Annotated in this window: 14 protein-coding genes; 5 read left to right on the forward strand and 9 right to left on the reverse strand. The window is 71.1% G+C overall.

Annotation, left to right across the window (positions count from 1 at the left end):
- Nucleotides 1-85 precede the first annotated feature (85 nt).
- Entirely contained in the window at nucleotides 86-1,123 is a 1,038-nt protein-coding gene (fbaA, locus tag AC08OQ_RS04930) for a class II fructose-bisphosphate aldolase (RefSeq protein ID WP_476604977.1), read from the reverse strand.
- A 109-nt stretch (nucleotides 1,124-1,232) separates the two neighbouring features.
- Between fbaA and AC08OQ_RS04935 the strand changes: the two genes are divergently transcribed.
- From AC08OQ_RS04935 to AC08OQ_RS04955, 5 genes are all read left to right on the forward strand, one after another.
- Complete coding sequence (locus AC08OQ_RS04935) at nucleotides 1,233-1,943, forward strand: DedA family protein (protein ID WP_476595019.1); 711 nt, start codon at nucleotides 1,233-1,235, stop codon at nucleotides 1,941-1,943.
- A gap of 309 nt (nucleotides 1,944-2,252) precedes the next feature.
- Nucleotides 2,253-2,966 (forward strand): CAP domain-containing protein, encoded by a 714-nt coding sequence (locus AC08OQ_RS04940; protein WP_462202764.1) that lies wholly within the window; start codon nucleotides 2,253-2,255, stop codon nucleotides 2,964-2,966.
- A 249-nt stretch (nucleotides 2,967-3,215) separates the two neighbouring features.
- Nucleotides 3,216-4,505 (forward strand): NAD-dependent epimerase/dehydratase family protein, encoded by a 1,290-nt coding sequence (locus AC08OQ_RS04945; RefSeq protein WP_476604976.1) that lies wholly within the window; start codon nucleotides 3,216-3,218, stop codon nucleotides 4,503-4,505.
- Entirely contained in the window at nucleotides 4,498-5,085 is a 588-nt protein-coding gene (locus tag AC08OQ_RS04950) for a GNAT family N-acetyltransferase (RefSeq protein ID WP_476604975.1), read from the forward strand. Before AC08OQ_RS04945 ends, AC08OQ_RS04950 begins: the two co-directional genes overlap by 8 nt.
- A 438-nt stretch (nucleotides 5,086-5,523) precedes the next feature.
- Nucleotides 5,524-6,597, forward strand: coding sequence for a nucleotidyltransferase domain-containing protein (locus AC08OQ_RS04955; protein ID WP_476604974.1), 1,074 nt, complete (start codon nucleotides 5,524-5,526; stop codon nucleotides 6,595-6,597).
- Nucleotides 6,598-6,621: 24 nt separating this feature from the next.
- Here AC08OQ_RS04955 and AC08OQ_RS04960 read toward each other — a convergent pair whose 3' ends face one another.
- The 8 genes from AC08OQ_RS04960 to AC08OQ_RS04995 all read right to left on the reverse strand — a co-directional run bounded on the left by AC08OQ_RS04960 (nucleotide 6,622) and on the right by AC08OQ_RS04995 (nucleotide 17,437).
- Nucleotides 6,622-7,971: a PH domain-containing protein gene (locus AC08OQ_RS04960; RefSeq protein WP_476604973.1), complete on the reverse strand. Its 1,350-nt coding sequence runs from the start codon at nucleotides 7,969-7,971 to the stop codon at nucleotides 6,622-6,624.
- On the reverse strand, nucleotides 7,968-8,453 hold the full coding sequence (locus AC08OQ_RS04965; RefSeq protein WP_462186393.1) for a PH domain-containing protein: 486 nt from the start codon (nucleotides 8,451-8,453) through the stop codon (nucleotides 7,968-7,970). The genes AC08OQ_RS04960 and AC08OQ_RS04965 overlap by 4 nt, the downstream gene beginning before the upstream one ends.
- 116 nt (nucleotides 8,454-8,569) lie before the next feature.
- On the reverse strand, nucleotides 8,570-11,179 hold the full coding sequence (gene clpB / locus AC08OQ_RS04970) for an ATP-dependent chaperone ClpB (RefSeq protein WP_476604972.1): 2,610 nt from the start codon (nucleotides 11,177-11,179) through the stop codon (nucleotides 8,570-8,572).
- A gap of 134 nt (nucleotides 11,180-11,313) precedes the next feature.
- The gene (locus AC08OQ_RS04975; RefSeq protein WP_476604971.1) at nucleotides 11,314-11,901 is read right to left on the reverse strand and encodes a heat shock protein transcriptional repressor HspR; all 588 of its coding nucleotides are present in this window, start codon (nucleotides 11,899-11,901) and stop codon (nucleotides 11,314-11,316) included.
- A complete protein-coding gene (dnaJ, locus tag AC08OQ_RS04980) occupies nucleotides 11,898-13,088 on the reverse strand; it encodes a molecular chaperone DnaJ (protein WP_476604970.1) in 1,191 nt (396 codons plus the stop codon). Before dnaJ ends, AC08OQ_RS04975 begins: the two co-directional genes overlap by 4 nt.
- A gap of 113 nt (nucleotides 13,089-13,201) precedes the next feature.
- On the reverse strand, nucleotides 13,202-14,017 hold the full coding sequence (gene grpE / locus AC08OQ_RS04985; RefSeq protein WP_476604969.1) for a nucleotide exchange factor GrpE: 816 nt from the start codon (nucleotides 14,015-14,017) through the stop codon (nucleotides 13,202-13,204).
- Nucleotides 14,014-15,843, reverse strand: a complete 1,830-nt coding sequence (gene dnaK / locus AC08OQ_RS04990) for a molecular chaperone DnaK (RefSeq protein ID WP_462202768.1) — start codon at nucleotides 15,841-15,843, stop codon at nucleotides 14,014-14,016. Before dnaK ends, grpE begins: the two co-directional genes overlap by 4 nt.
- 361 nt (nucleotides 15,844-16,204) lie before the next feature.
- Complete coding sequence (locus tag AC08OQ_RS04995) at nucleotides 16,205-17,437, reverse strand: nuclease-related domain-containing protein (RefSeq protein ID WP_476611918.1); 1,233 nt, start codon at nucleotides 17,435-17,437, stop codon at nucleotides 16,205-16,207.
- Nucleotides 17,438-17,723 lie beyond the last annotated feature (286 nt).

Raw genomic sequence — 17,723 nt, forward strand, 5'->3', positions numbered from 1 at the left:
CCCGAAAACCAGCGGCTACGCACACGCTGCGCAACCACCCGCCGAGCCCGCAGATGCCTCAAACCCGCTTAACTTCGAAGAGCCACTATGCCCGTCCGAGGCTGGTGCCGGCGGAACGGAGGTCCTCACACGCCTGGGCGACGCGGGCCGCCATGCTGCTCTCCGCGAGCTTTCCGTAGGTACGCGGGTCGTATGCCTTCTTCACGCCGACCTCACCGTCCACCTTGAGAACGCCGTCATAGTTTTTGAACACGTGCTCCACGATGGGGCGGGTGAATGCGTACTGGGTGTCCGTGTCCACGTTCATCTTGACCACCCCGTAGTCGAGCGTCTCGCGGATTTCGGTGAGAGCCGACCCGCTACCGCCGTGAAAGACGAGGTTGAACGGCTTCGCGCCGGCTGGCAGCCCGAGCTTCCTGGCGACGTACTCCTGTCCTTCGTGCAGAATCGTCGGGCGTAGCTTGACGTTTCCGGGCTTGTACACACCGTGCACGTTGCCGAAGGTGGCGGCGAGCAGGTAGCGCCCCTTCGCGCCGGTGCCGAGCACCTCGGCCGTCCGCCACATGTCCTCCGGCGTCGTGTAGAGCTTCTCGTCGATCGCGCCGACGACGCCGTCCTCCTCGCCGCCGACGACCCCGATCTCGACCTCGAGAACGATCTTCGCGGCGGCGGCATCCGCGAGTAGTTCCTCGGCGATCTTGAGGTTCTCCTCAAGGGGGACCGCCGAGCCGTCCCACATGTGCGACTGGAAGAGCGGCTCGCGCCCCTGGGCCACCCGATCCTTCGAGATCGCGATCAGGGGACGGATGTAGGTGTCAAGCTTGTCGGCCGGGCAGTGGTCGGTGTGCAGGGCGATGTTGACCGGATACGCCTCCGCGACATGGTGGGCGAACTCGGCTAGTGCCTCCGCGCCGAGGACCATGTTCTTCACCGTCGAGCCGGACAGGTACTCGGCACCGCCGGTGGACACCTGCACGATGCCGTCACTGCCGGCTTCGGTGAAGCCCCGCAGCGCGGCGTTCAGGGACTGCGACGAGGTCACGTTGATCGCGGGGTAGGCGAAGGACTGGGCCTTCGCCCGGTCGAGCATCTCGGCATATACGTCTGGCGTGGCGATGGGCATCGGTGGGGCTCCTTACGAACCTGTAGGGGCGCCGATCAGCCCTGCACCCGCGGTGCAGGGCAGCCGGATCGGGCCGAAGCCCGCCGTGGACTCCTGATGGGCGAAGGGTATGACGCCTTGCCCCGTCCCGGGGTCGGATGCGGCTGACGTCGCCGACGCGGTGCCGGTCCGCGCGCCGGGCGCGGGGCGGGTGCCGACCAAGGGTCGGCACACTGGTCGAGTGGATGTCGGCAGCCTGTCCGGGATGACGCTGTACGTCGTCCTCTTCGCGGTCATCTTCGTCGAGAGCGGGATCCTGATCGGGTTCTGGCTTCCGGGTGACACCATTCTCTTCGCGGCCGGGCTGATGGCGGCGGACGCGGCGTCGAACGTGTCCGTCGCGGTCCTCTCGATCGGGGTCGCGGCGGCGGCCACCGTCGGGGCGGTGGCGGGCTACTACACCGGGCATCGCCTCGGCCGGCCGTACCTGGAGCGCAGGTACGCCACGGTGCTGGCCCGTACGGAGGAATTCTACCGACGGTTCGGGCCGATCACCCTGGTCGCGGCCCGCTTCGTGCCGTGGGCGAGGACGTTCGCGCCGGTACTCGCCGGGGCCGTGGCGATGTCATGGTCCCGCTTTCTGATCGCGGTCATGCTCGGAGCGCTCGTCTGGGGGACCGGATTGATCCTTCTGGGCTATACGGCGGCCGCCATTCCTGGGCTGCGGGATGCGGCGGTGTGGATCGCGCTCGTCGTGATCGCCATCTCCGTCATCGCCGGGATCGCCGGTGAGCTGCTGCGTCGGCGATCGGGCCGGCTCCCCGACCAGGGGCCGCGGTAGTCCGTGTCGGGCGAGGAGCGCCGAGGGTCGGGCGAGGAGCGTAGGGATGTTGTCCGTTAGTGCCCCGCGGCGCCGGATCCCGTCGGGAGATCCGTGGACCGGTAGTCTCCACGACGTTACGACCAGATCACATTGGACGATCAATTCCCTTTCCTATGGCAATTTCTGGCTATGGCCGGCTAACCTTGATCGGTCCAGGTACGCGGTCGGGGGGTCCGACCACCGAAGGATTCGATGCTTCGACACCACAGGCGGCACCATGCGGAACGGCGTCGCGCCGGCCCCGTCCTCTGCACCGCGGCAGGGGCCTTGACCGCGGTTCTGGCGGTCGTGCTGCTCGCGGGTGGTCATTCGGGACCGCGTGACGGTGACCACGTGGCCGGCCGCGTCGGCGCGCAGCCGGGTCGGGGCGTGGTCGGGGTCCCTCCCACGTCGATCGCGGATCGGATCGCGGATCGGGGTGCGCCGACCGGGCCCGGGGCCGAGCCGCAGCCCGCCGCTCGCCCGGCCGGTCCGGATCAGCTGCCCGCTGCGCGGGCGTCGGCTCTGGCCCTGGCCGCGCCGGTGACGGCTCCGTCCGCGTCGGCCCCGGCGCCGGCTGTTATCTCGCCGCGCCCGCCGTACCTGCCGGCCTCCTGGACGAGCCTGGTCGGTCAGGTCGTGACCTCGACCAACCTCGAGCGCCGGGCGGCCGGTTGCCCTCCGTTGATCGTCGACTTACGGTTGGCCGCCGCGGCCCAGGCACACAGCGTCGACATGGCCACGGCCGGCTATTTCGGCCACGACAGCCCGGACAGTCGCTCGCCCTTCGACCGGATCGCCGCCGCCGGCTTCTCCTTCTCCATCGCCGCCGAGAACATCGCCGCCGGTCAGCGCACCGTGGCCGAGGTGATGCGCGGATGGATGAACAGCCCGGACCACCGATCGAACATCCTCACCTGTTCGTTGACCCGGATCGGCGTGGGCTACGCGACGGGCGGCAGGTACGGCACCTACTGGACCCAGGACTTCGGGACGCCGTGAGGCCCGGCCCACTTGCCGGGCGCGACCGGCCCGTGGCATCCCGCGAGGTGCACCCGACCTCGATCCTCCCGACTCGCGGGGATGTCCCGGTCCTGATCAGTAGTCGATCCCGTAGGGTCGGGTCATCGTCGCCGACGGCAGCGAGCACGGCAACGAGCGTGGTAAAGCCCGCGGACCCAGCCGGTGGACGGGCTGGCGGGCCGCGCGGCAGCGCCGTCGGCGAGGGTGATCCTGGCAGGAGGAGTGACCTTGGTTCGGGCGGTGGTCACCGGCGCGGCCGGCTTCCTCGGCGGAGCGCTGGCCCACGCGCTGCGGCGGCGCGGTGACGACGTTATCGCCATCGACATCCGGCGCGCGCCGGGTGTCATGCAGGCCGACGTCAGCCGTCCCGGTGAGTGGGAGAAAGCCCTTTACGGCACGGAGCTGGTGATCCATGCCGACGCCATCGGGACCGGTGGCGTCGCGGAACTGACCCCGGTGCGTCCCGGCCGAGCCGGAGCGCCGGTACGGGTGCCCGACGCCGAGATCCGGCGGGTGACCCTCGGCGCCACGGCGGCGTTGCTCGACGCCGCGGGTCGGGCCGGGGTCGACCGCTTCATCCATCTTTCCTGCGTGGACGTGCTTGCCCGGACGAGTGGCCCGGTCCCCGGCGGGACCGGGGACCGGGGGCCCGCGCGAGCCGTCGGCCGACCACTGGACGAGACCACGCCGATCGGGCTGACTGGCGACGTCCGCGCCGACGCCATGGCCGCCGCGGAACAGGCGGTCGGGTCGGCCGCTGCGCACGGACTCGGCGCGACCGTCCTGCGGATCGGGGACGCCTACGGTCCCCGGGCTGGTCGCTGGACCCTCTGGCCGGTGCTGCTGATGCGGGCCGGGCGGTTCGTCCTCGTCGACGGCGGCCGGGGTGTGCTCAGCCCCGTGCATGTCGACGACGTGGTCACGGCGGTGACCACCGTCGCCGGTGCGGACCGGTCGGCGGTCGCCGGTGAGGTGCTGCACGTGACCGGGGGGGAGTCGGTGTCCGCCGCCGACTTCTTCACCTTTTACTGTCAGATGCTCGCGATCGCGGCGCCCCGCTCCGTACCGGCCAGGATCTTCGAAGCGGTCGACGCGATTGATCGTGTCTGTTCGTTCGCGGAGGGTTACCGGAGGCGAGGCGCGGACGGTTCCGCGGCCGAGACGCCACCCCTCCCCACCCACCCGGTCCCGGCGGTCTCGACGACCTCGGTACGGCCAGCGGGCTCAGCCGTTCCGGCCGTTCCGATGAACTCGGCGATCCCGTCGCGGCGGGCACCGGGCCTGGTCCGCGGTGTCGGTGCCCGTCTGGTGGCCGGAGTCGATCCCCGCGCCCGGGTGGACCTCGGTCCGCTCACCGTGCGCACCCTGACCCGCGACGCGGGCCTCTCCATCGAGAAGATCCGGGCCCGGACGGGATGGTCGCCGGTCGTGCGGCTGCCCGAGGGCATGAACCGCACCGAGTCCTGGCTCCGGGAACGGGGTCTGCTCGGGGTCCGGGAGCCATCCCGTCGTGGGTGATGGCCCTACACTCACCACCTCCCGACTACTCGCACTCCCGCTCACCATTTGGAACGCGGGATACGTCGCCGAGGAGCTCGCGCCTTCGCTGGCGTTCACGGTCATCACCCCGCGATCAGGCGTGCGTGGCGCTCCCGGTGACGGATCCGGCCCCTTCGGCGGAATCGTCGGGACCGATCCTGCCGCGGGGGCGCCCGATCCCGACGATCCGGCGGGGGCGCTGCGGCGCGAACTGCGCCGTCGGGCGAGCGCCGGCCACACGGTCCTGACCTGGGTGCTGCGTCGCCACCCGGGTCGCCATCCAGGATCGGCGGCGGTGGGCCTGCTCGCGGCGGAGGCCCACGGCCGGCGGGTGGTGGTCGGGGTGTCGATCGTGCTCGGATGCCGGCGCAGCGGCTACGCCACCGAGGCGATCCGCGCGGTCGCGGGATGGTTCGAATACCGCGGCGCTCTGGTGGAGACGCGGATCCGGCGCGGGGACAGCGTGGGGAAGCGTCTCGCGCAGGCGACCTCGTTCGTGCCCACCGGTGTGCTGATCGCCGATTGGTGGCGGATCTGGCTGCGTCCGCCGCCAAGTTGACCATTGAGGTTTGTCACGCAACGTCATTGGGCGCCGGGCTTCGTCCGGGCCTGGCGCCGCGGGTCACCGCCGACCGCTCCGGTACCGTCCGGATCTGGCCGTCATCCGGCCCGAACGGGCAGAACCCATGTCCAGCCGCCTTTCGCGGCGCGGCAGAAGGTCATTGTGACGGTACCGTTACCATGCTGTGTTGTCGGCTGGGTGACAGCTCCCGGCTCATTCTTTCGTCGTCACGAGGAGAGTGGTGAACACGCCGCGGAGACAGCCCCCTGTTCAGACTGTGATGCCCTGGGGCACCATGTAAGGCGATGTCGCGACCAATGGCCGACGGGCCGAAGCTGGGCGGGGCGTCCGTGGGGGTCCGTGGGAGGGCCGTCGCGTGCCCGGGGAGGGGAGCCCGAACGGTCCGGCGCCACCTGCGCCTGGGAGGTCAGCACCATGAGTGTGGATACCCCTCGGGGGACACCGGCCGGAGTCCGGCCGAGCGAGGTCACGTACGACCATCTGATCATTCCGCCGCACTGGCGTCGGCCGAAGGAGTCGGCGCCGGGGACGCTCAACCCTCTGTTCCCCTCCGAGGGAGGCCTCCGCTCCGAGCCGGCTGCGGCCGGCTCGACGTCGCCGATTAACCCGACAACCGGTCCGCTGCTGGTCGGCACCACGGCGCGTGCCTTCGCGAAACTCGACGACCTGATCCGTCTCAGTGCCGAGGACCGTGCCGTCGTCGCGGCTCGCCGCGACGAGGCGGAGCGGGCGCTGCGCGCGATCTTCCCGCCCCGTTGCGCGCTGCCGCTGGTCGGGGTCGCTACGATCGGCTCGGCGGGGCGGGACACCATGATCCGTCCGCTCGACGAGGTCGACATCTTCGCGGTCTTCTCGGCGGCCAACAGCGCCTGGAAGCGTTTCCGCTGGGACTCCCGCGACCTGCTGCTCTGTGTACGCAACGCCATCGGCGGAGATCGGATCCAGACGATCGGCAGCCGCGGCCAGGCGCTGCGCATCGTCTACGATGCCCCCCCGGACGTCCATCTGGTGCCGGCCTTCGATCATCCGCGTGCCGGGTACGTCATACCCGACCGGGTCGGTGGCTGGCTGCCGACCCGGCCGGAGCGGCACACGAGCTGGGTGGCGGACCTCGGCCCCCGGGTGATCTCGGCGGTCCGCCTGCTCAAGGCGTGGAACCGGGTGCGCGGCAGCCACCTGCGCTCCTTCCATATCGAGGCGCTCTCCGGGCAGGTCCTCGCCGGTCGCGGGCTCAACACCCGGCAGGGGCTCGCCGAGGTCTTCCGGCACCTGGACGACGTCGGCCTCACCGTGGCCGACCCGGCCGGCGTCGGCGGGGACCTGTCGTCGTACCTGCGCGTCGAGGACATCGAGGCGTTGGCCGAGAGTGTCCGGCTCGCCCGGATCTACTCGGCGAAGGCGGTGGATGCGGAACAGGCCGACGATCACGAGGAGGCCGTGAACCTGTGGGGTTCCCTCTTCGGACCGGAGTTCCCCACGTTCGGCTGAGGGCGGGCCGGTAGCGCGCTTCGTTTACCCGGCGCCCCGGCTCATCCAGCGGTCCGGTACGGCGTGGCGCCGACCGATCCGGGATCGCTCGGCCTGCGCGGCGGCGAGCGAGACCGCCTCGTCGGCGTCGCGCAGGCCGGCGCGCACCGTCACCGGGCCGCCGGTGGTATCGAGGTGCACGTCGGCCAGCCGTAGCAGTCTGGCCAGCGGGTTCTGCACGATCCGGATGCTCTGCACCTTGCCGTGAGGGATGAGATCGGTGTGCCGCCGGACGATTCCCCGGTGTACGACGAAGACCGTGTCGTCCGCTCCGCAGGACAGCCGCCGCCAGTGGAGCGGGGCGAGCCAGGCGGCCCGGCGTGGCGGCCGGGTCATCGCCACCGCGGCGACGTCCACTCCGGGCAGCAGCCGGCCGATCAGGGCCAGCGCATCCGCCCGGCGGGCCACCGGTAGCAGCACGGAGGGCCCGCCGCCAGCCACGTTCATCCGGACCGTCACCCAGCCCGACCAGCGCCACAGCGCCGGTTCGCCGATGCTGATCGCCTGGACCCGTCCCGGCGGGACCGTGGCGTGGGTGCGGTTGAGCAGACCGCTGATGATGCGCAGCCCGTCGGGTGACTCGGAGACGGTGTAGGGGTAGCCGGCCGCGAACCGGCGAAACGTCGTGTGCCAGAGGCTGCCGAGCATCGGAACGGCGCCGAGGGCGCCGGTGAGGGTACCGGTCAGCAGGGCGGGCGTGGCGATCGCGGCCGCGCCGAACAGCGCCACCCACGGCGCGGGGGACAGCGCGATCGCGGCCACCAGCCGCCGTGGTGGCACCTCGGCGAGTGGGCGCTGCGGTGCCTCGCCTACGTCCGGCGCGAATCCCGCGGCGGTGGCCAGCAGCTCGGCCCGCAGCCGCTGGGCGTGACCCACCGACAGGTACCGCAGGTCGGACCCGGAGTCGGTGTCCAGTTCGGAGCGTTCCCTGCCGGCGAGATCGAGCCGGAGGATGGCGAGCCCCGCGGCTCGGGCGAGAAGCGGTTGGGCGATGTCCACCGACTGTAACCGATCCAGCCGGACATGGCGGGTCCGTCGGACCAAAAGCCCGGTATCGAGCCGAAGATTGTCGCGTTCGACCCGGTAGCGGGTGAACCGCCAGGCGCAGTATCCGTAGATGCCGGCGGCGGGGATCAGGAAGATCAGGGTGAGCCCGATGATGCGGGGCGTGGCGTCGTCGGCGAGGTTCCTGCCGACCGTCGCCACGAACGCCGCGACGATTACCCAGCCGCGCAGGAACGGGGTGAGCGGATGCAGCCGGTGAAACCCGTCCTGGCCGGGGCGTGTCGCCCGAGCCGGCGCTTCGCCGGTGGTGGACCCCCGCTCGATTGTCACAGCCCGGCCGACCGGGCTTCACCGCGTTCGGTGAGCGCGTCACGTAGCCGTGCGGCCTCGTCCGGGGCCAGGCCGGGGATGACGGCATCGCTGTCCGCGGCCGCGGTGTGCAGCTGCACCTTGGCGATGCCGAAACGGCGTGCCAGCGGCCCGGCGGTGACGTCGACGAGCTGCATCCGACCGTACGGCACCACGATCAGGCGACGCGTCAGCACCCCGCGGCTGATCAGGAGATCGTCCTCCCGCTCGGCGTAGCGCCAGGCCTGCCAGCGGAGGCCGATCGAGCGCCAGAGCCAGCCCGTCACGAGAACCGGCGCCACCGTGATCAGTATCCAGGGCCAGCCGCCGAACGCCGCCGTGATCAGCAGGGTGAGCGCCACCACCGGGACGGCTCCCACGATCAGGAGCGCCCGTCGAAGCCGCCGTAGGTCCGGTGGCAGGACCCGCCACTGCGCGGGATCCGGCAGAAGAGCGTCGTGCATTCCGCAACAATAAGTCGCACATCCGATACGTCCGGCCCGAATCGGCCGAGGAACCGGCGGCGCGCCGTCCCCACGATGGTCCTCGCCCGGTCTGCGGCGATTCGCCGGGAGGCCTGTCAGAGGGACTTGACGGTGGCGGCCTTGACCGTCAGACCCGAGCGGTCCAGCGCGGCGTCGACGAGCACCTCGTCGCCGTCCCGGATCTGCCCGCCGAGCAGTTCCCTGGCGAGCTGGTCGCCGATCGCCGTCTGGACCAGCCGCCGCAGCGGGCGGGCCCCGAACACCGGATCGTAGCCGACGTCGGAGAGCCATCCCTTGGCGGCGTCGGTGGTGTTGAGGGTGATCCTCCGGTCGAGCAGCCGGGCCCGCAGCCGATCGAGCTGGAGATCGACGATGCGGGCCAGCTCGTCCCGGCCCAGCTGGTCGAAGACGAGGACGTCGTCGAGGCGGTTGAGGAACTCCGGCTTGAAGGCGTCGCGCACGGCGACCATCACCGACTCGCGGCGCACCTGCGGGCTGAGCGTGGGGTCCGCGATGAACTGCGACCCGAGGTTCGAGGTCAGGATGAGGATCGTGTTGCGGAAGTCCACCGTGCGGCCCTGGCCGTCGGTGAGCCGCCCGTCGTCGAGAACCTGCAGCAGGACGTCGAAGACGTCCGGATGGGCCTTCTCGACCTCGTCCAGCAGGATGACACTGTACGGCCGGCGGCGGATCGCCTCGGTGAGCTGACCGCCGGACTCGAACCCGATGTACCCGGGCGGGGCGCCGATCAGGCGGGCCACCGAGTGCTTCTCGGCGTACTCGCTCATGTCGATGCGCACGATCGCCCGCTCGTCGTCGAAGAGGAAGTCGGCGAGCGCCTTCGCGAGCTCGGTCTTCCCGACCCCGGTGGGCCCGAGGAAGAGGAAGGAGCCGGTCGGCCGGTCCGGGTCAGCGATCCCGGCCCTGGCCCGGCGGACCGCGTCGGAGACGGCCCGCACCGCGTCGTCCTGGCCGATGACCCGCGCGTGCAGTGCGGACTCCATGCGCAGCAGCTTCGCCGTCTCGCCTTCGAGGAGGCGACCGGCCGGGATCCCGGTCCAGGCGGCGACGACCTCGGCGACATCGTCCGGGCCGACTTCCTCGTTGAGCATCGCCCCACCGGGGGAGTCCGCGCCGGCCAGCGCGCCGGTCGCCGCCGACAGCCGCTTCTCCAACGTCGGGATGGTGCCGTACCGCAGCTCCCCGGCCTTGGCGAGGTCGAGGTCGCGCTCGGCGAGCTCCGCGGCGCGCCGCGCGTTCTCCAGCTCCTCCTTGATCTTCTGAACTTCGGAGATCGAGTCCTTCTCCCGGTGCCAGCGGGCCGTCAGGCTCGACAGCTCCTCACGCCGGTCGGCGAGCTCGCGCTGCAGGCGCCCCCGCCGCTCGCGGGAGGCCTCGTCGTTCTCCTTGGACAGCGCCATGTCCTCGATCTCCAGGCGGCGCACGGCGCGCTCGAGTTCGTCGATCGCCACCGGCCGGCTGTCGATCTCCATGCGGAGCCGGGACGCGGCCTCGTCGACCAGGTCGATCGCCTTGTCCGGCAGGAAGCGTGCGGTGACGTAGCGGTCGGACAGGGTGGCCGCGGCGACCAGCGCGGTGTCGGTGATGCGCACGCCGTGGTGCACCTCGTAGCGTTCCTTGAGCCCGCGCAGGATGCCGATGGTGTCCTCGACCGTCGGCTCGCCGACGAGGACCGGCTGGAAGCGACGTTCCAGCGCCGGGTCCTTCTCGATCCGGGTGCGGTACTCCTCCAGGGTGGTGGCGCCGATCATGCGCAGCTCGCCGCGGGCGAGCATCGGTTTGAGCATGTTGCCGGCGTCCATCGCTCCTTCGGCCGCGCCGGCGCCGACGACGGTGTGCAGCTCGTCGATGAAGGGGATGATCTGACCCTCGGCCTCGCGGATCTCGTTGAGGACGGAGGTCAGCCGCTCCTCGAACTCGCCGCGCAGCTTGGAGCCAGCAACCATCGAACCGAGGTCGAGCGAGACGATGCGCCGGCCGCGCAGCGACTCGGGCACGTCACCCGCGACGACCCGCAGCGCGAGCCCTTCGACGATGGCCGTCTTGCCGACCCCGGGCTCGCCGATGAGGACCGGGTTGTTCTTCGTCCGCCGCGACAGCACCTGGATGACGCGGCGGATCTCGGCGTCGCGGCCGATCACCGGGTCCAGCTTGCCCTGCTGCGCACGCTCGGTGAGGTCGATGGAGTACTTCTCCAACGCGCGGTAGGAGCCCTCCGGGTCCCGGGTGGTCACCCGCCGGGCGCCGCCGCGCACCTTCTCGAAGGCGCCGCGCAGCGCGTCGGGGGTGGCGCCGGCGGAGGTAAGGATCCGCCCGGCCTCGCCCCCCTCCTCGGCGAGCGCCACGACCAGATGCTCGACCGAGGTGTACTCGTCACCCAGCTGACCGGCCTGCCGCTCGGCGTTGTTCAGCACCGCGATGAGCTGGCGGGACAGCTGCGGCGGGGACACGCTCATGCCCGTCGCGCGGGGCAGCCGCGTCACTGCGGCCTCGGCTCGGGAGCGCACCGTGTCGACCGAGGTGCCCGCGGACGCCAGCAGCGCCGCGCCGACCCCGTCAGACGCTTCGAGCAGTGCGGTGAGCAGGTGGAGGGGGTCGACGAGGGGTGACCCGTCGGCGGTGGCTCGACTGATCGCTGCGGAGAGTGCCTCCTGCGACCGGGCGGTGAGGCGTTCAGCGTTCATGGCGGATCCCAGATGGTCGGACGGCGTGCACCGTCGCTTTTTCAACGCTCAGCATACCTGAGTCGTTCCTACTCAACTTTGCGGGCGCGCCGCGATGAACCCCCTGCATCCGTTTGCCGGCTCCGCCCGGCCGGTCAGCGGCGGGGCAGCGGCCGCCAGACCACGAGCGCGCCGCGATCCACCGGGACGAGGTCGCGCCGGTGACTGGCATGCGCCTCGGCCACCGCGCGGTCCGTGTCGGCGCGGGACCGGGCGAGCTCCTCGGTGAGCTGACGCACCTGCGCCTGCAGCGCCATCACCTGGGCGCTCAACCGGAGGATCTGCTTGATCCCGTCCAGGTTGACGCCTTCCTCCTGGGACAACCGCTGCACCTCGCGCAGCAACGCCACGTCCCGGGCGGAGTAACGCCGCCCCCGCCCGGCCGTGCGCCCGGGCGTGACCAGCCCGAGCCGGTCGTAGGACCGCAGGGTCTGGGGATGCATCCCGGCGAGCTGCGCGGCGATCGAGATGACGTAGACTGGTGCGTCCTCGTCGTGGGCCGGGCCCGGCAGCGGGCCGGCGGGGTAGTAGCCCTCCGGCCGAATCTCGGTGTCCGGCCGAACCTCAGCGGGGGACGCCGCCGGTCCTCTCTGGAGCTGCCGTTCCCCTGTTCGCCCTGCTCCCGTCGCTCGCCCGCGCCGGGCGGGCGGCGGGTCGGATGTGCGGTTCGGCCGCCCGGTCATCCGCCTGCCCCCATCCGTTCCATCAACGGCGCCCGTGGGTCCTCGGGATGGGCCTGGGCGAACTCCAGCAACGCCGTACGTGCCCGTGGCGAGAGATCACTCGGCTTCGGCACCGTCACCTCGAGGGTGACGATGAGGTCCCCGTTCCCGCCCCCGGCTGTGGGGACACCCCGCCCGCGGGCCCGCAGGCGTCGACCGCTGGAGGTCCCCGCCGGTACCTTCATCGTGAGCGGAGCACCGTCCAGGGTCGGCACCCGTATCGATGCGCCGAGGGCGGCCTCGGTGATCGTCACGGGGAGAGTGATCGCCAGGTTGTTCCCCTCCCGCTCGAACACCGGATGGCGCAGCACGTGCACCGTCACCTCGAGATCACCGGCCGGTCCGCCCCGTTCGCCGGGTATGCCACGCCCCCGGACCCGCAGCCGCTGTCCGTCGCTCACCCCAGGTGGGATGCGGATGCGCTGCTCACGCTCACGCCGGCCGGTGCCCCGGCAGTCCGGGCAGGGATGGTCGATCAAGGTGCCCTTGCCCAGGCAGTCGCGGCAGGGCTCGGAGAGTGCGAAGCCACCCTGGGAGCGGGACACCACGCCCAGTCCACGGCAGGTCGGGCAGGTGCGCGGCGTCGTGCCGGGACGCGCCCCGCTGCCGGTGCAGGTGGTACAGGTCGCGGCCCCGGGAAGCCGGACCGACGCCTCCAGGCCGGTCAGCGATTTCTCGAAGGGGATCGTGACCTCGGCCTCGATGTCGGCACCCCGACGCGGGCCGCGTCCGGGTGCCGACCGCTGGAACAGGTTGTCGAAGATGCCGCCGAGGCCGCCGTTCGCCCCACCGAGAAGGTCGTCGAGGTTGAGGTTCGGCCCGCTGCCGTAGCCCGTGCCGGGTGCGCCGAACCCGCCGTAACCCCCGGCTCGGCCAGGCCCGCCGAAGCCGCCGCTGGGACGACCGCCGGCCGCGAACAGCGCCCGGGCCTCGTCGTACTCCCGTCGACGGCCCTCGTCCGAGAGAACGTCGTAGGCCTCGGAGACCTCCTTGAACCGCGCCTCGGCCTTGGCGTCCCCCGGGTTCTTGTCGGGGTGCAGCTCACGGGCCAGCCTGCGGTACGCCTTCTTGATGTCGGTCGCCGAGGCGTCCTTTGGAACGCCGAGAGCGGCGTAATAGTCCTTCTCGACCATGTCGCGAACACTCACGGCGCCCCTCCTTCCTTCACGATGTCATCCGCGCGAGGCGGTGGCCGGCCATGCCCGTCAGACCCCGGCTCGCGGACGGCCGGACGGACCTGGCTCCCCTCTTCAGCCGGTGTTCAGTCGGCGCTGACAGTGGGCCCGCCGTTGTCCGGCCCGGGCGCACTGCCCGTGTCATCGGGAACCGATGCCGGCCGATTCGGCGGGCCGCCTGCCTGGCCCGGGCCGCTCCCCGCCGCCTCGCCGGCCCCGGCGACGACCTCCGCCTCGACCGGCTGATCGACGGTCTCGTCCACCTCGCCCGACGGTTCCGCGACCGACACCTGCGCGGGCCGCAACACCTTGCCCGCGTGCAGGTAACCCGCCCGGAAGACGTCCACGCAAGTCGGCCCGCTCACGTCCGACCGATAGGAGTGCATCAGGGCCTCGTGGACCGACGGGTCGAACTCGTCGCCCTTCGCCCCGTATCGCTCCAGCCCGGTCGCCTCCAGGGCTGCCTCCAAGGCCTCCGCGATCGCCTTGAACGGGCCTTCCAGATCGCCGTGGTCACGAGCCCGGCCGATGTCGTCGAGGGTCGACAGCAGACTCGCCAGCAGCTTCGCCGTCGCCTGCTCGCCGATCTGCTGACGGTCCCGCTCGACCCGCCGACGGTAGTTGTCGAACTCGGCCTTCAGGCGCTGCAGGTCCGCGGTCCGCTCGGTGACCTGCTGGCGCAGTGACGCCACGAGCTCACCGTCACCCTCGCCCGCCGGGACTCCGGCGGGTGGAACCTCCGTGGCCGTCGGGCCGGGGGACGCAGCGGCCTCCGGCCGGACCTCGCCGCTCTCCGGATCGATCCGGCGCCGGTCCCGCACCACCACCGGGGGCTCTTCGGCCTCGTCCCGGCCGTCGGGCCGAGACGAACCCCACCAGTCCGCGGCCTGGCTTGAGGTCACTTCTTGTCCTCCTCATCCACGATTTCCGCGTCGACCACGTCGTCGTCGGCTGCTCCGGCGCCGCCGGAGGCACCCGCGCCCTCCTGGGCGGCCTGCGCGTACATGGCCTGGCCCATCGCCTGGCTAGCCGCGGCCAGCGCGTCGGCCGCCTCGCGGATCGCCGCCGTGTCGGTGCCGGCGACGGCGCCCCGCAGCGTGCCGAGCTTCTCCTCCACGTCGCTCTTCACCGCGGCGTCGATCTTTTCGCCGTTCTCGGCGAGGAACCGCTCGGTCGAGTAGACGAGCGTCTCGGCTTTGTTGCGGGTCTCGGCCTCCTCCCGGCGCCTGCGGTCCTCCTCGGCGTACTGCTCGGCGTCGCGGACCATGCGGTCGATGTCGTCCTTCGGCAGCGCCGAGCCACCGGTGATGGTCATCGACTGCTCCTTGCCGGTGCCCAGGTCCTTCGCGGACACGTGCACGATGCCGTTTGCGTCGATGTCGAAGGTGACCTCGATCTGGGGCATGCCCCGCGGGGCGGGCGGCAGGCCGGTCAGCTCGAACATGCCGAGCTTCTTGTTGTAGGCGGCCATCTCGCGCTCGCCCTGGAAGACCTGGATCTGCACGGAGGGCTGGCTGTCCTCGGCGGTGGTGAAGATCTCCGAGCGATTGGTGGGGATCGTGGTGTTGCGCTCGATGAGCTTGGTCATGATCCCCCCCTTTGTCTCGATGCCGAGCGAGAGTGGGGTGACGTCGAGGAGCAGGACGTCCTTGACCTCGCCCTTGAGCACGCCGGCCTGCAGCGAGGCGCCGACGGCGACGACCTCGTCCGGGTTGACGCCCTTGTTCGGCTCCTTGCCCCCGGTCAGCTCGCGGACCAGCTCGACGACGGCGGGCATCCGGGTGGAACCACCGACGAGGACGACGTGGTCGATGTCGCTGACCTTGATCCCCGCGTCCTTCACCGCCTGCTGGAAGGGGTGCCTGCAGCGGTCGATGAGGTCGGAGGTCATCCGCTGGAACTCGGCGCGCGACAGTGAGACGTCGAGGTGCAGGGGACCCTCGGCCGACGCGGTGATGTAGGGCAGGTTGATCGTGGTCTGGGTGGACTGCGAAAGCTCGATCTTCGCCTTCTCAGCGGCCTCCCGCAGCCGCTGCAGGGCCATCTTGTCCTTGCCGAGGTCGACCCCGTGCTGGCCGTTGAAAGTCTTGATCAGGTGGTCGGTGACGCGCTGATCCCAGTCGTCACCACCGAGGTGGGTGTCACCGGAGGTGGACTTCACCTCGACGACACCGTCGCCGATCTCCAGTAGGGAGACGTCGAAGGTACCGCCACCGAGGTCGAAGACCAGGATGGTCTGCTCCTTCTCGCCCTTGTCCAACCCGTAGGCGAGGGCCGCGGCGGTCGGCTCGTTGACGATCCGCAGGACGTTGAGCCCGGCGATCGTGCCCGCCTCGGTAGTGGCCTGACGCTGGGCGTCATCGAAGTACGCCGGGACGGTGATGACCGCGTCCGTGACCGTCTCACCGAGGTAGGACTCGGCGTCCCGCTTCAGCTTCTGCAGGATGAACGCGCTGATCTCCTGGGGCGTGAGATCCTTCGCGTCGACCGTCATCTTCCAGTCGGTGCCCATGTGGCGTTTGACCGACCGGATGGTGCGCTCGACGTTTGTCACCGCCTGACGCTTGGCGACCTCGCCGACCAGGACCTCGCCGTTCTTCGCGAAAGCCACGACCGACGGGGTCGTCCGGGAGCCCTCGGCGTTGGCGATCACCGTGGGTTCGCCGCCCTCGAGCACGCTCACGACGGAGTTCGTGGTGCCGAGGTCGATACCGACCGCTCGTGCCATGTCTGTGCGCCTTTCGATCATGTCGGTGGCGCCGATCAGGCGGGCGCACCGACCTCGTGGGGATGGAACCTGTCGGTGAACCGAGGTTTGAGGATCACTCCGGGAAGCCTCGGTTCCGCCAACGCTAAGCCAGGCTGGTGTGTTGAGTCGCTCTGACTCATGACGACGGCTCTTATCATAGCCTGACAGAGGTGATCCTAGCGCGCTCAACTTTTGTGCGGCCGGGAAATTCCCGCCAGCGCCGCCGGACGGGACCGGAAGGGGAGCTGGCGGGAAGAGCCTGCGGGGGAGCCGCGTGGAGCGGAGTGGAGCGGAGTGGAGCGGAGTGGAGCGGAGCGGAGTGGAGCGGAGTGGGAGAGCGTCAGCTTCCGGCGGGTGGCTGCGGGGCCGAGTCACCCGCGGCACCGTCGCCGGGCGCCTGGCCGGCGTCGGGGTCCGTCGTCTCCCGGGGCGGTCGAACGGCGGCCAGGATGCGCCCGCGGCGGGCTCCCGGGCGCGGCCGTCCGCCCGCGCGTGATCCGAGCCGGGGCGAGACGACCGGCCCCATGCCGGCAGCCGACGGACCGTCCGGCCCGGAGGCCGCGCCGCCGCCGTTCGCGGCCTCGTCAGTGCCCGCTCGGCCGGGAACCGTGAGCGGCATTCCGGTCCGGTTGATGAGGTCGGCCTGTCGGCCCAGGTCGGACTCGATCTGGGCGAGCCGGTCGAGCATCTCGGAAGCGTCCCCGTCGCGCTCACGGATCGTGCGCAGCGCGTCCATCAGGGTCAGCCACTGGTCCCGACCGACGGTGATCTGCTCGGCGAGGCGGTTGGCCGAGTAGGCCGGAAACAGCCGTTCCGTGGCGGCGGCGATCTGCTGGACCTCACCGGGGTTGAGCCGGCCGGGCTTGCGCCGGATGTAGTTGACGACGTCCTTGATGCTGATGATCGTCACTCCGTCGAGGGCGCCGTCGCTCCACAGGACGTTGGCCTCGACCATCACCAGGATCGGACTTATCGGGATCTTAAGCATCGGCAGTGCTGCGCGGATCTGGTTGCGGACCTCGCCACCCAACCAGGCGGTGCGGTCGATCGGGGGCTTGAGTGACTCTCCGTCACAGGTCGCCCCACCCTTCTTGTACCGCACGGTGCCCTTGTTGTTGTCGCTGCTGAGCACCATCACCCCGCCGGGCCCGACCAGGAGGTGACCGATGGTCGCCTCGGAGTAGGGGACGGCCCGGTCGTGCAGGATGACGTACCCTTGGCGGCGCAGCCGGGCGATGGCGCGGGCGGTCCTGCGCTCCGCCTCGGCCCCCTCGCGCAGCGACTCGACGTCGGGGGCGGTCCCGAACGAGGCGATCACGATCCCGGCCGGCCAGGCGATGAAGACCAGCAGGAACACGACGACCGCGACCGTGGGCAGCCCCAGGCCGAAGCCGATGACGAGGGCGAGAACGAGTCCCACCAGGGCCGAGCGCACCGCGGTGCCGGGTACCTCGCGGCTCAGCTTGTCCCGCCGCACGAGTGCCTGGTTCTCCCTGGCCCGGAGGTACTCCGTCTGCAGGGAGTGTCCAGGGCGGCCGACTCGGGTCATCGTCGGCCGGGTGATCGTCGCCATCGTGCCCACCATGTTCGCAGGGTTGTCGTTCGCGGAGTTGTCGTTCGCGGGGTCGTCAACGTCGGTAGGGCCCGTCCGCTGGGGCACGCCGGGCGTCGTCAAGGCATCGCTGGCACCGGGCCCATGCACAACGTGAAGGTGGCGAGCACCGCGGGACACACGATCGCCCGGTCACCGTGGGCGAAAGCTGTCCTTATGGTGCGTCGAAGCACCTGCCGGCACAAGGGTGGACCTCGTCGGCCCGGGAGGCTCCCGGCGGGGGGAGCGACGTTCCGGGATGGCGGGA

Source organism: Frankia sp. CcCS3 (assembly GCF_977927575.1).

Bases quoted from the DNA above. Each gene is read 5' to 3' on its own strand.
- fbaA (WP_476604977.1), bottom strand. From the start codon at position 1,123: ATGCCCATCGCCACGCCAGACGTATATGCCGAGATGCTCGACCGGGCG.
- AC08OQ_RS04935 (WP_476595019.1), top strand. From the start codon at position 1,233: ATGACGCCTTGCCCCGTCCCGGGGTCGGATGCGGCTGACGTCGCCGAC.
- AC08OQ_RS04955 (WP_476604974.1), top strand. From the start codon at position 5,524: ATGAGTGTGGATACCCCTCGGGGGACACCGGCCGGAGTCCGGCCGAGC.
- AC08OQ_RS04965 (WP_462186393.1), bottom strand. From the start codon at position 8,453: ATGCACGACGCTCTTCTGCCGGATCCCGCGCAGTGGCGGGTCCTGCCA.
- clpB (WP_476604972.1), bottom strand. From the start codon at position 11,179: ATGAACGCTGAACGCCTCACCGCCCGGTCGCAGGAGGCACTCTCCGCA.
- AC08OQ_RS04975 (WP_476604971.1), bottom strand. From the start codon at position 11,901: ATGACCGGGCGGCCGAACCGCACATCCGACCCGCCGCCCGCCCGGCGC.
- dnaK (WP_462202768.1), bottom strand. From the start codon at position 15,843: ATGGCACGAGCGGTCGGTATCGACCTCGGCACCACGAACTCCGTCGTG.
- AC08OQ_RS04995 (WP_476611918.1), bottom strand. From the start codon at position 17,437: ATGGCGACGATCACCCGGCCGACGATGACCCGAGTCGGCCGCCCTGGA.